The 12,075-nt window shown below is 39.0% G+C and carries 11 protein-coding genes; 5 read left to right on the top strand and 6 right to left on the bottom strand.

Annotated elements, in window-relative coordinates; translation table 11 throughout:
* Window positions 1-122 precede the first annotated feature (122 nt).
* The 6 genes from BM107_RS13050 to BM107_RS13025 form a co-directional block, all read right to left on the bottom strand.
* Complete coding sequence (locus tag BM107_RS13050) at window positions 123-1,022, bottom strand: nucleotidyltransferase family protein (RefSeq protein WP_090984015.1); 900 nt, start codon at window positions 1,020-1,022, stop codon at window positions 123-125.
* Window positions 1,023-1,137: 115 nt separating this feature from the next.
* Window positions 1,138-2,700, bottom strand: coding sequence for a helicase HerA-like domain-containing protein (locus tag BM107_RS13045; protein WP_090984013.1), 1,563 nt, complete (start codon window positions 2,698-2,700; stop codon window positions 1,138-1,140).
* Window positions 2,701-2,795: 95 nt separating this feature from the next.
* On the bottom strand, window positions 2,796-3,101 hold the full coding sequence (locus BM107_RS13040) for a chaperone modulator CbpM (protein ID WP_090984011.1): 306 nt from the start codon (window positions 3,099-3,101) through the stop codon (window positions 2,796-2,798).
* Between the two features lie 5 nt (window positions 3,102-3,106).
* Window positions 3,107-4,003, bottom strand: coding sequence for a DnaJ C-terminal domain-containing protein (locus BM107_RS13035; RefSeq protein WP_090984009.1), 897 nt, complete (start codon window positions 4,001-4,003; stop codon window positions 3,107-3,109).
* Window positions 4,004-4,385: 382 nt separating this feature from the next.
* Window positions 4,386-6,803, bottom strand: coding sequence for an alpha/beta hydrolase family protein (locus BM107_RS13030; protein ID WP_090984007.1), 2,418 nt, complete (start codon window positions 6,801-6,803; stop codon window positions 4,386-4,388).
* A gap of 256 nt (window positions 6,804-7,059) precedes the next feature.
* Window positions 7,060-7,476, bottom strand: a complete 417-nt coding sequence (locus BM107_RS13025) for a DUF1801 domain-containing protein (protein ID WP_090984005.1) — start codon at window positions 7,474-7,476, stop codon at window positions 7,060-7,062.
* 209 nt (window positions 7,477-7,685) lie between these two features.
* On the opposite strand from BM107_RS13025, the gene BM107_RS13020 reads away from it, so the two are divergent.
* From BM107_RS13020 to BM107_RS13000, 5 genes are all read left to right on the top strand, one after another.
* A complete protein-coding gene (locus BM107_RS13020) occupies window positions 7,686-8,750 on the top strand; it encodes a Gfo/Idh/MocA family protein (RefSeq protein WP_244278807.1) in 1,065 nt (354 codons plus the stop codon).
* A 326-nt stretch (window positions 8,751-9,076) separates the two neighbouring features.
* A complete protein-coding gene (locus BM107_RS13015; RefSeq protein ID WP_090984001.1) occupies window positions 9,077-10,153 on the top strand; it encodes a sensor histidine kinase in 1,077 nt (358 codons plus the stop codon).
* A 40-nt stretch (window positions 10,154-10,193) separates the two neighbouring features.
* The gene (locus BM107_RS13010; RefSeq protein ID WP_090983999.1) at window positions 10,194-10,844 is read left to right on the top strand and encodes a response regulator transcription factor; all 651 of its coding nucleotides are present in this window, start codon (window positions 10,194-10,196) and stop codon (window positions 10,842-10,844) included.
* Between the two features lie 125 nt (window positions 10,845-10,969).
* Window positions 10,970-11,488 carry an RNA polymerase sigma factor gene (locus BM107_RS13005; RefSeq protein WP_090983997.1) on the top strand — a complete coding sequence of 173 codons (519 nt, stop codon included), beginning with the start codon at window positions 10,970-10,972 and terminating at the stop codon, window positions 11,486-11,488.
* A gap of 75 nt (window positions 11,489-11,563) precedes the next feature.
* On the top strand, window positions 11,564-11,935 hold the full coding sequence (locus BM107_RS13000; protein ID WP_090983995.1) for a response regulator: 372 nt from the start codon (window positions 11,564-11,566) through the stop codon (window positions 11,933-11,935).
* Window positions 11,936-12,075 lie beyond the last annotated feature (140 nt).

The raw sequence follows: 12,075 nt of genomic DNA, 5'->3' as shown, positions 1-12,075 counted from the left end.
GCTATCTGCTTCTCGAGGAGGACTTGTTTCTATGTTATTTTATTTAAATGCCTCAGGCTTTTAAAACCTGAGGCATTTTCTTTAGATATACACCTAAGCTTGTATAGCTTCGGAATCTGAATTTAATCCCACAGTTTTTCCGGGTATGTTCCGTTATTAACCAATTGGTTAATACTATCCTGAACATAAGGTTTATCCTCTTTATAAGTTACGCCGAACCATTTGTTCGAAGTAGGTATTACTTTAAAGGTTGCGGTATTGTTTTTAACTAAAGTTTCGCCGATTAACGGAATGAAAAATTCTGCTTTAGGTTTGTCTTTATTGGCTTCTGCAAACTCTTTAAACATTTCTTCTGTAATTTTAAAAACAGCTGGTGTAAAGCCCCAAAAGTTCATTGAAACCGGTGTTTCGTATGCTAATGGGAATTCTTCTCCATTTTCTTCATAAAAAATCTTGCCATCTTTGGGATAAACCTTAGTACGTTCTACAATTTCCTCAAGATTTCCCGCCCCATCTACCTTACACACACCACGGGAAACTGCACCAAATTCAGATAAAGTTTTTCCGATCTGGTAACCGATGATGGAGTAGTTGCTGTCGGTTACTTCTGTAGTTAAGAAATCAACCATTTTTTTAAAGGCATCGAAACCATAATAATCGTCAGCGTTAATTACGCAGAATGGCTCTTTAACTACTTTCCTGCCTGATAAGATTGCGTGCGCAGTACCCCATGGCTTTTCTCTATAAATTTCTTCTTCTATACCAAACTGTTTTAAATCGAAATTTTGGAAAACGTAATCTACCTCAATTCTTCCGGCAAGTTTGGGGTCAAAAATGGCTTTAAAGTTATCTAAAAACTCTTCTTTAATGATGAATACGATTTTACCAAAACCGGCATTTATTGCATCGTATATTGAATAATCGATAATCGTTTCGCCATTGGGACCAAAACCATCAATCTGTTTCATGCTTCCATAACGGCTGGCCATACCAGCTGCCAATATCAATAGGGTGGGTTTCATTTATTGTTTATTATTTTATTTATGGGTGGAAACCTTAATATGGGATAATTAATTACACCATCAGTTTCAACCTGCGAAATTAGTTATTTGAGCAATTTGTTGTGTAATAAGTTTTTTAAAATCCAAAAAGTCCGCCACCGGTTTTTGAACGTGTTTTTTTACCGGTAAGCATGCCAAATATACCACGGACAATTTCTTTACCAATCTGTCGGGTTATGGTAGCACCCATTACCTGTTCTACTAAACTCTTTTCCCCAGGTTTTGGTTTGCTTTCTTTTTGCACTTCAGCTTCCTGTTTCTCTTTTTCTGCTGCTGCAGTTTGTTCATTAATACGTTTAGTTAAAATGTCGTATGCACTTTCAGGATCAACAGGATCTTTATATTTGGCGTACATTGGGCTGGAACGTACGAGCTGATCGAAATCGGCAGCTGTAAGTGGTCCCATCAGCGCCCTTGGCGGGTTAAGCAGCGTTGCCGCTACTTCGGTTGGGATGCCTTTCTCATCTAATACGGTCACCAACGCTTGTCCCGTACCTAATGAGGTTAACATTTGGTCAATCTGGTAAAAATCCGACTTTGGATAAGTGTTAACCGTCTTTTTTAGGGCATCAACATCATTTGGGGTAAAGGCCCTCAGTGCATGCTGTACACGGTTGCCTAGCTGGCCCAAAACGCTTTCCGGCACATCCGTAGGTGCCTGCGTACAAAAGAAGACACCAATGCCTTTGGAACGGATTAACCTGATAATGGTTTCAATCTGCTCAAGAAATGCTTTAGAAGAATTTTTGAACAATAAATGGGCTTCATCAAAAAAGAATACCAGCTTTGGTTTGTCTAAATCGCCAACTTCGGGCATGGTATTGAATAATTCGGCCAATAAGCTTAATAAAAAGGTAGAATATAATACAGGCTGGTTCTGAACATCAGAAATGTTCAATAAACTGATGGCTCCTTTGCCATCAATCCGTTCGAAAAGATCTCCGGGATCAAAGGATTTTTCGCCAAACATACCACCTAAGCCCTGTTGTTCAATGGCCACTATTTTTCTCAGCATGGTACCAGCGGTAGCACTGGAGATACTGCCATAACTGCTTTTAATTTCTGCAGCGCCTGCGCCTTCTGAAAGGTAGGATACCAGTTTTTTTAGATCATTTAAATCGATTATCGGTAGTTTATGATCATCAGCATATTTGAAGATAACGGCTAAAACACCTGTCTGTGTATCGTTCAAATCTAAAATCTTTGATAAAAGTGTAGGTCCAAATTCCAGTACGGTTGCACGCATCTGCGCACCCATTTTGCCTGAAAGGGAGTAAATCTCGACAGGGAAACCTGTTGGCGAAAAAGTTTTATTGAGCTGTTTTGCCCTTTCTTCTATTTTAGGATTAACTGAACCGGATTGGTTTAAGCCTGATAAATCGCCCTTAACATCCAACATAAAAACCGGTACACCAGCGTCAGACAGTTGCTCTGCCAATAACTGTAGTGTTCGCGTTTTGCCGGTTCCGGTTGCTCCGGCAATCAGGCCGTGTCTATTCATCATTTTTAATGACAAATTAACTTCGGCTTCGCTATAAACCTGTCCATCTAAAATTCCGGCGCCTAAATAAATGTACGAGCCCGAAGGAGCATAAGATGATTTTATTTTTTCGATGAATTTTGAAGAAAGATCGCTCATTTTTTAAAATTAGACTGGCAATTTAGTAAACATATCTTAGAAAGGTTATGTTTTTTATTCAGCAATATAATCCAGAATACGGCCTAAATGGTTGTTTATTGTTGATGGTTAAGCTGCCTGTAATAATTTAATTCGTTCTGAAGCACTGTTATTTCCTGTTGCATATTTTGCAATTGATTGAGCAGGTGCGAGACGGCATGGATCCCTTCTAAATTAATCTGAAGATCGTTTGCCAAACGGAGGTACTGCTCCAGTTTACCCAGTTCATCAACGGGCAAAAAGACAGATTGCTTTTTTACAGTAGTCTGGATTAGTCCAAAATCTTCCAGAGAATGGATAAAGTTAATTTCTACATGATGATAAGCGCAGATATCTTCTACTGGTATTAGATAAGTTTCCATAATGGTTAGAATTTGGAAAGTTTTTCGAATAATTCTTTTTGTTCAGCATTTAAATTGGTTGGTATCTTAACCTGCCATTTAATATACAGATCGCCAAACTGGTTATCTTTTTTGTAAACCGGGAAGCCTTTGCCTTTCAACCTTAAAGTGGTATCAGGTTGTGTGCCTGCTGGTACTTTAAGTTTAACTTTGCCGTTTAAGGTTTCTACAATTTTTTCACCACCTAAAATGGCTGTATATAGATCTATTTCTTCCTGAATGTAAATGTCATTGCCTTTCCGTTTAAATTTGGGATTATCGCTAATATTGAATTTGATATACAGATCACCCGGAGGGCCGTTATTAACACCTGGTGCACCATAACCCGGAAGTTTGATCTTTTGCCCGTTTTCTACACCCGCCGGAATAGTAATACGTACCTGTTTGCCATTTACTGTTAAGGTTTGTTTATGTGTGGTATAGGCATCAAGCAGGTTCAACTGTAAATCGGCACTGTAATCCTGGCCTTTAAATGGCGAATTTCTGCTGCTTCTGCCACCGCCGCCGCCAAACATGGAAGAAAAGAAATCAGAAAAGTCTTCACCGCTAAAACCGCCAGAATAGCTGTTGCCACCATAAGCCTGTCCTTGTGATTGGTATTGCCTCTGTTGCTGTTGCTGGGCATCCAGCTGATCGGCATGCTGCCAATCTTTACCATATTTGTCGTATTTCTTTCTTTTTTCCGGATCGCTTAAAACTTCGTTAGCCTCATTAATTTGCTGAAACTTTTTATTCGCTTCCTCATTATTGGGATTGAGGTCGGGATGGTGTTTTCGGGCTAATTTTCTATAAGCTTTTTTAATATCCTCTGTTGTCGCATCTTTTTTTAAATCGAGGATTTTATAATAGTCTATGTAGTCCATAATGGCTTAACAAATTAGTAATGGGAATGTTCAATTTTATTGTATAAATGTAAGGTTTTGCTGTGAAATGGCATAGGGCGGAGAGCAAGTGGCAAAGCGTATAGCGCAAAGCAAAAATGGGCATAGAGTGATTGTGCTGTCAGCTGTTACCAGCTGACAGATGTACGCTGAAATAATGGATTTCAGAATGTGATCAGTGTCAGATAGAAATATCTGACACCACATGAATATGCTGTCGGCTGTTACCAGCTGACAGATGGTCGCTGAAATATTGGATTTCAGAATGTAATCAGTGTCAGATAGAAATATCTGACACCACATAGAAGCATGATAAACAAAAAATGCCCCATATAGGGGCATTTTGTTAATAGGTAGAGAAAGATTATTTTTTGTTCTTCACATATTTTTCTAACCACTGGTCTTGCTCCCACAACATGTGCAACAAGTTTTCTTTGCCACGGTAACTATGTGCTTCGTAGGGTAAAAATACAAAACGGGTTGTGCCTCCTGCACCTTTAATGGCGTTGAACAAGCGTTCGCTATTAATGGGGAAAGTACCTGGATTATCGTCAGCATCACCATGGATTAGTAATAATGGTGTTTTAATTTTATCAGCATAGCTAAAGGGGCTCATTTCGTAATATAACTGAGGGGCCTGCCAATACGTACGTTCTTCGTTCTGAAAACCAAATGGGGTAAGCGTACGGTTGTATGCTCCGCTGCGGGCAATACCTGCGGCAAAAAGATTGGTATGCGCCAGTAGGTTTGCAGTCATAAATGCACCATAACTGTGGCCACCAACAGCCATACGTTTTTTATCACCAACACCTAAATCAGCCAGTTTATTAATCGCGGCTTCGGCATTTAACTGTAGTTGATCTACAAAGGTATCGTTCGGTTTTTTACCGTCTTTGGCCACAATTGGCATTTCGGCATTATCTAAAACTGCATATCCGCGGGTTACCCAGAAAATGGGGGAGGCCCAGCTAATGGCGGTGAATTTATCTTTCGATCCGCGGATCTGTGCAGCATCAGCAGCAGAATTAAACTCGCGTGGGTAAGCCCAGATCAAAGTTGGCAGCGGACCATCTTTATCTTTATTGTATCCTTTCGGTAAATACAAATCGCCGGTTAAATCCACTCCGTCGGCCCGTTTATAAGAAATTTTTTGTTTGCTGATGCCTTCTAAAGAAGGATATGGGTTAGTGAAATTAGTAACAGGCTGGTCGGCAATACGAAGCAACAGGTTTTTGATGAAATAATTAGGGACTAATTTCTGGCTTTCTTTACGGGTAATTAAAACTAGTTTATCAGGGTTAATGACATCACTTACATATTCAAACGTTCCTTCAGCGCTGCGCCAGATAATTTCGTTCTTTTTAGTAGCTAAGTCGAATTTAGCCAGGAATGGCAAATCCCCTTTTTCGGACGAACCCACCACATTGTTCATTAACAGTTTCGTGCCATTATCAACCGTTTTGATTACCTGCCGGCCGTATTTATTTTTGATCGTAACCGGAGAACCTGGGTTACCGTATGCATCGGTTTGGTTACGGCTGTACAGTTCTTCTACCGCCCCTGTTGTAGGATTATAACGGCTTACTTTAGTGGTTTGTTTGCTGCGCAGGCCTTCCATAATAAGCGCAAGGTTGGCATCGCCCCACTGTACACCACGGTAACGGGTCTGCGTTTTAAACAATTCTTTCTCGGTTCCGGTAAAAGGCGCACTTAACGCATAAACTGCATCATGATAGGGAACATTTTTTTTGATTAGACCACTATCCAGTGGCTTGCTCCAAACCAGTGTAGCCGGTTCATCATCCCTCCAGTCGAAACCGCGGGGCACGTTTTGTGTATTATCATAACCAGATGGCGTACCCTCTGATGATGGTAACTCAGCGATTATCTTAACCATTGTACCTTTTAAATCGGTGATGGAAACAGTTGATGGAAAACCAAATGCCGAAACCAGATAAGAAAATGGTTTGCGGATGGTTTCGACCAGCATATAGTTCTTATCCGGCGATAAGCTTACCGAGCCATAAATAGCTGGTTTACCGATAGGCGTTTCTACTCCGGCTGTATTTTTGACCAATTGCGAGGTGGCAAAAAATTCGAACAGCTGTTCATCAAACGGTGATTTAATCAGGTCCTGAAAAGTAGCGCTAGGTGCAGCTTTTCCTAAATTTTGTTGGATGGTAGGCCCTTTAGGCATTAATGGTTTTGTAGGTGCAGCACTGGCAGGTTTAGTTACCGTACGGTAAACAACGGTTTGATCATTTAACCAGGTGATACCACTCCCTAAAATAACGTTTAAAAAAGCCTTATTGATTTTAGTCGCTTTTTTTGTAACCAGATCAATGATGTAAAGATCTACTCCCTTCTGCGTGGTATGTGTAAAAGCAATCTTATTTTCGGATGGATTCCAGCTAACGTTGCCAGCATACAAGGGGTTTGGCAAGCCGATTACCTGAAAATTTTGATTTGATTTTATGTTTTTTAGACTGAAATTGTTGATATAGGTTTGTCTGCTGGGCGAGTAATTATTCGGGTTTAATCTTAAACCAGCAATTCTGTATTCGGGCATGGCCAATTCTGCTACCGAAGGATAGGAATTACGCTCGCTGAATAAGATCCATTCAGCTTTGCCATCTATGCTTACGCCAGGAGTTGGTTTAGCCAGCAATAAATCTGCAATTTCTTTTGGTGGAGTTTGGTAGCTCACTGCATCTTGCGCGGCAGAATTAAGCGAAATGCAAGTGCCTGCTATCCATAAATAAAGGCTTAGTTTTTTAATCATTTCCGGTTTTTTATTCGAAATAAGGAATGATCAAATATTGTAAAATTTCACTTATTGCTGCGTAACTTCTTAGTGAGGCATATTTCGCTATTTATCCGAATTTGACAGCGTTCTTGGAAATGGTAATTTTTTTTGATAATCAAACAGAGAATGTCCCCAAAGCAATCAACGTATTAACCGAAATCAGCGATTTAACTGGATACTCTATTAAGAACGGGTTGGCTATTAATCCCATCTCCACCTTATATTTTTCATTTTAAGGGTATAAACTTTTAATCCTTGCCACAGAATTGGTGACCATTTCTTTTAATATCTCCACGTCAATGTCGCTTAATTGTTTTACGTATATGCAAGCTTTGGCAGTCTTGTGTTTTCCGAATTTAGCCAATAGTTCATCACGTTTTTCAAACCCTGATGATAAGTATAGCGCTATTGCATCTTTCCGTGGTGAAAACCCAACCAGCGGAGCGTCGCCTGCTCTGCCGCTTTCATATTTGTAATGGTAGCTGCCAAAGCCAACAATAGCCGTTCCCCACATTTTCGCTTTAAAACCTGTCGTTTCAGCGATAATATTCGAAAGATTAAAACAATCCTTCCGTTTCGTTTCATCTGTTACCGTATTCAGAAAATCGGTAACACTTAAATCGTTTTCTGTAGTTTTATTCTGCGTCATGTTTTTGATAATAAATATAAGGTTTAAAGTAGCATTGGTTAATAAGTCCGATCCTTCACTTTGTAATATTTTTAAGTGTTAGCCTTAAGCCTTTTATAAATTTATAATTTGTAAACAACAATTTAGAAAACAGCATGAAAACAGTTCATCATCAAATAAAATATTTTTGTCGGTTCAATACTCTGGTTTTGGTCTTCTTACTCTTTTTTATGAGTACCAAGGCACAGCAAAAATTAAATGTAGCTATAGCTGGCTTAAACCATGATCATGTTTATCTGATTATGAACAGCTACGAAAAGGGCGAAGTTAACGTGGTTGGTATTGCAGAAAGTAATTCTGTACTGGTCAGCCGGTTTAGAACCCGCTATAAAATACCTGACAGTATATTTTATAATAACCTTCCTGATCTGTTAAAGAAAAAGAAACCTGATGTGGTGCTGGCCTATAATGCCATCAGCGATCATTTAGCCGTTGTAGAGGCTGCCGCTCCGCTTGGCATATCGGTTATGGTAGAAAAACCTTTGGCAATATCGGTTAAAGAGGCCGCACGAATGGCAGAACTGGCTGAACAGCATAAAGTACATATACTAACCAATTACGAAACCACCTGGTATCCGAGCAATCAAGAGGTTTACAAAAATGTAAAAGAAAGCAATACCATAGGCGCAATCAGAAAAATGATTGTACACGATGGACACCAGGGACCGAAAGAAATCGGCGTAAGTAAAGAATTTTTGGAATGGTTGACCGACCCTGATAAAAATGGAGCAGGGGCACTGGTTGATTTTGGCTGTTATGGTGCTAATTTAATGACTTGGTTAATGGATGGTAAAGCCCCAATTTCGGTTACAGCCATTACCCGTCAAATTAAGAAAGAGATGTACCCTAAGGTAGATGATGATGCAACTATTTTATTGGAGTACTCACATGCTACAGGGATTATTGAAGCCTCATGGAACTGGCCGTTTAGTATAAAAGATATGGAAGTATTCGGCGAAAAGGGATATATGCAAGCCATTAATGAGAAAAACATCAGGGCAAGGCAAAGCAATAAAGAAGGTTATGAAATCTATCAGCTCAAAACTTTGGCACCTGCTTATGCTAACCACCTGAACTATCTTTCTGCAGTTTTAAAAGGAGAAATCAAGCCTAAAAATGATCTTTCGTCTCTGGAGAATAATTTAATTGTAGTACGCATTCTAGAGGCCGCAAAAATTTCGGCTAAGACCGGTAAAAAAGTGATGTTGAATGGGCAGGTATCAAAAACAAAATAGCCACCTCTATGATGGCTATTGGTAAGAAGAATGGTGCCTTCCTTATGTTGTGCCTGCCCTCCGCGGATCTCCCGCTCACAGGACTTTTTTATCTGTTTTTTATGATTAACAATTTAGGCATTAGTTGGTTTTAATAGCGTAAATAATTTTGCACACTGTGTGGAAAATGTTAATATCTTCAACGCAGTTAGCCGCTGTGAAAAATCTTTGCAGGTAAAATGGCAACGGCTTTTTTTGTATCAAACATTTTTACTCCTATGCTGTTTGAGATGTGACTGCTGATTCATAATTATATTATTTACAGGCAAATTATCAAACATTAAATCATGGTCGAATTAAATAAAGAGCTTTTTTGTAACCTCGGTGACCGTTCTTTGGACGGATATTTTATTTTCAACGCTGCAGCGCAAAATTTTTCATATCTAAACAGATCGTTAAGTAATATATGGGAGCTGGACTCTGATGAAGTGACTATTGATTCAAAGTTACTCATAGAGCGGGTGCATCCTGAAGATTTGACGCATGTACAGGCCTGCTATAAAGAATGCATTAAAGAAGAAACGGAAAATAAATATGAATTCCGTTTACAGTTTCCTGAAAGGGAGAAATTTGTTCGGGTATCCGTATTTGCTGTTACTGATGGTGAAGTTAAGTTTTTAGTTGGTACAGTAGAAGACATCACGGTGATGCGCCACAATCAGATCCATATCGAACAGATCAACGCAAGAAAAAATATTACCTTAGAAGTATTGGCGCATGATTTAAAGGAGCCACTGGGCATGATGAAATTAATTGCTTCATCAATGAAAGAGGGCATTGCGCAAACTGGCGACGAGCGAATGATCAATTCATTGGCTTTTATACAGGACATGTGTGAGCGCAACCTGCTTCTCGTACGTAGCATGGTTAACAAAGAGTTCTTAAAATCATCCGTCGTAGAAATCCGCAAGGAGCGGGCTGACCTGGTTTGGGAACTGAGAGATGTGGTTCGTTTTTATAAACGATCCAAGCTGGGCAAAATGAAGCATATTAAATTTACAAGCTCTGCTGAACAGATTTATCTGCGTCTTGATAGTATGAAGTTTATACAGGTCATCAATAACCTCATTTCAAACTCCATAAAATTTACTGCCGATTATGGAACCATTACTATACATGCCGAGGAATATGAAAGTACAGTGCTGATTACTGTGGCCGATGATGGGATTGGGATTCCGGAAGAGTTACAAGCCGGACTTTTTAACCATTTGCCAGAAACTTTAAGGCCGGGTCTTAAGGGCGAAGAGTCTGGCGGATTTGGGATGGGTATTATTAAAGCTATTGTAGATTTACATCAGGGAAAAATTTGGTTTGAGAGTAAAACCGGTGCTGGAACAACCTTCTATATCGAGCTGCCAAAGTAGACGTTTTTAATTTTAAAACGGCGTAAGTTATATTTGAATTATGATTAACATTATTCTTGCGGATGATCACCATATTATCCGGACCTCACTTAAAGCGCTTATAGAAAAACACGAAGGCATCAATGTTGTTGCAGAAGTACCAGATGGTTTGGCCGTCCTGGAACTTTTGGAAAAAGGAATAAAAGCTGATATTATTTTATCGGACATTGTAATGCCAAGGCTGGACGGGATTGCCCTGGCAAGTACGATTAAAGCCCGTAAATACACCGCGAAAGTGGTTGTTCTATCCATTTTGGATGATGAAAAGTATGCATCAAATGCTTTTGTATCAGGAGCTTTTGCTTACCTGTCAAAAGATATTGAAGAAGATGAACTGTTGTTTTGCCTAAAGCATGTTATGAAGGGAAAACGCTACCTTTCCTCTAATTTATGCATTTCCATTTTAGAGCGTTTTAATATGCAGTTGAATATACTTTCGCGAAAACTGAATACGGAAATCAACTTTACAGAGCGCGAAATTAATGTACTAAAACTCATTGCAGATGGATTAACCAACCAGGAAATAGCTGATAAATTATACCTGAGCAGGCGTACTGTGGAGAGCCAGAGAGAAGCTTTAATCAGTAAAACCGGCACTAAAAATTCCGCATCTCTGGTTCGTTTTGCCATGCGAAATGGTTATGTAGACTAGCATTTTTGAACGTTTTTTGCCCCTTTTTTAAGTGTTTATAATAAACCGTAAAAAATCGGGTATTTCTACAAATAACATAAGGAGTTGAGGTTTGTTGAATATTTACATCAGCCTTAAAACGAATTATGGATACATTAAATTTTAATTGCGACATCTATCAATACAGACAACCACTTTTCGACCGTGCATTAGCATACACACATGATGAAGATGATGCTGCTGATTTAGTTCAGGATACCTTTATGAAAGCATTTAGGTTTTCGGCAAAATTTGAAATGGGAAGTAACGTGCGGGCATGGCTTTTTACCATCCTGAAAAATACCTTTCTTAATCATTATTACAAGGTTAAGCGTAAGAACGAAATGATCCAGCAGGAAGAGGACTTAACCTCTGTTCAATTGATTCCGAGCGCATCTTTAAATAATGGTGCCACCAAGTTTATAATGGAAGATATCCAGAAGTCCTTAGATGCTTTACCTGAGGATTGTAGGTTCTGCTTTTGCCGTTATTTCGAAGGTTATAAATATCACGAAATCGCAGCCGAGCTCGATATCCCTTTGGGTACTGTAAAAACTAAAATACATGTAGCCAGAGGTCTTCTTAAAAAGATGCTTAAAAACTATAAATCGGGTTTGGCCGCCTAACCTTATGGTTTATTCGGTAAATTCACGTATAAATACGTTGCGCGAACCAGATCACTTAAACTAGATTTGTTGCGTATGAGCAACGCGCTAGTTAAAAAGATTCTAATAGTTGATGATGACGAGAACATTCATGATATTATTAAATTAATTTTTGAGGAAGAACATTATCATATAAAAGGTATTTTGAATGCTAATGAGTCTGAGTTAGAGAGGAGCATAGCTGATTTTCGACCAGATGTTATTTTACTTGATATACTTATCGGCCAGCATGACGGACGTGATGTTTGCAATAGGTTAAAAAATAATGCTGAAACATCATCTTTGCCGGTAATATTGCTTTCTGCAGTGAATATGGATAACTTAAGCTGTTCGCCTGATGACACCATTGAAAAGCCTTTTGATATCACCGATCTCCAGCAAAAAGTTAAGGCATTATTGGATAAATAAAAATGCCTGGAAATAAAAAAGGGGATAGACCAACAGCCTATCCCCATATCTAAACTCAAACATGCGCTCAAACATGAATGAATCTTAACAACTAAACATTTCAGTTTAGTATTGGTTTTAAAAAGGCAGGTTTATCTACT

The organism is Pedobacter suwonensis (genome assembly GCF_900111825.1).
Lineage (GTDB): Bacteria > Bacteroidota > Bacteroidia > Sphingobacteriales > Sphingobacteriaceae > Pedobacter > Pedobacter suwonensis.
The sequence above is the reverse complement of the archived record's forward strand: the minus strand, read 5'-3'. Positions and strand labels throughout refer to the sequence as shown.

Coding starts and splice junctions, on each gene's coding strand:
- BM107_RS13000 (WP_090983995.1), top strand. CDS start 11,564: ATGAGCAACGCGCTAGTTAAAAAGATTCTAATAGTTGATGATGACGAG.
- BM107_RS13005 (WP_090983997.1), top strand. CDS start 10,970: ATGGATACATTAAATTTTAATTGCGACATCTATCAATACAGACAACCA.
- BM107_RS13025 (WP_090984005.1), bottom strand. CDS start 7,476: ATGACGCAGAATAAAACTACAGAAAACGATTTAAGTGTTACCGATTTT.
- BM107_RS13050 (WP_090984015.1), bottom strand. CDS start 1,022: ATGAAACCCACCCTATTGATATTGGCAGCTGGTATGGCCAGCCGTTAT.
- BM107_RS13030 (WP_090984007.1), bottom strand. CDS start 6,803: ATGATTAAAAAACTAAGCCTTTATTTATGGATAGCAGGCACTTGCATT.
- BM107_RS13040 (WP_090984011.1), bottom strand. CDS start 3,101: ATGGAAACTTATCTAATACCAGTAGAAGATATCTGCGCTTATCATCAT.
- BM107_RS13045 (WP_090984013.1), bottom strand. CDS start 2,700: ATGAGCGATCTTTCTTCAAAATTCATCGAAAAAATAAAATCATCTTAT.
- BM107_RS13010 (WP_090983999.1), top strand. CDS start 10,194: ATGATTAACATTATTCTTGCGGATGATCACCATATTATCCGGACCTCA.
- BM107_RS13015 (WP_090984001.1), top strand. CDS start 9,077: ATGGTCGAATTAAATAAAGAGCTTTTTTGTAACCTCGGTGACCGTTCT.
- BM107_RS13035 (WP_090984009.1), bottom strand. CDS start 4,003: ATGGACTACATAGACTATTATAAAATCCTCGATTTAAAAAAAGATGCG.
- BM107_RS13020 (WP_244278807.1), top strand. CDS start 7,686: ATGAGTACCAAGGCACAGCAAAAATTAAATGTAGCTATAGCTGGCTTA.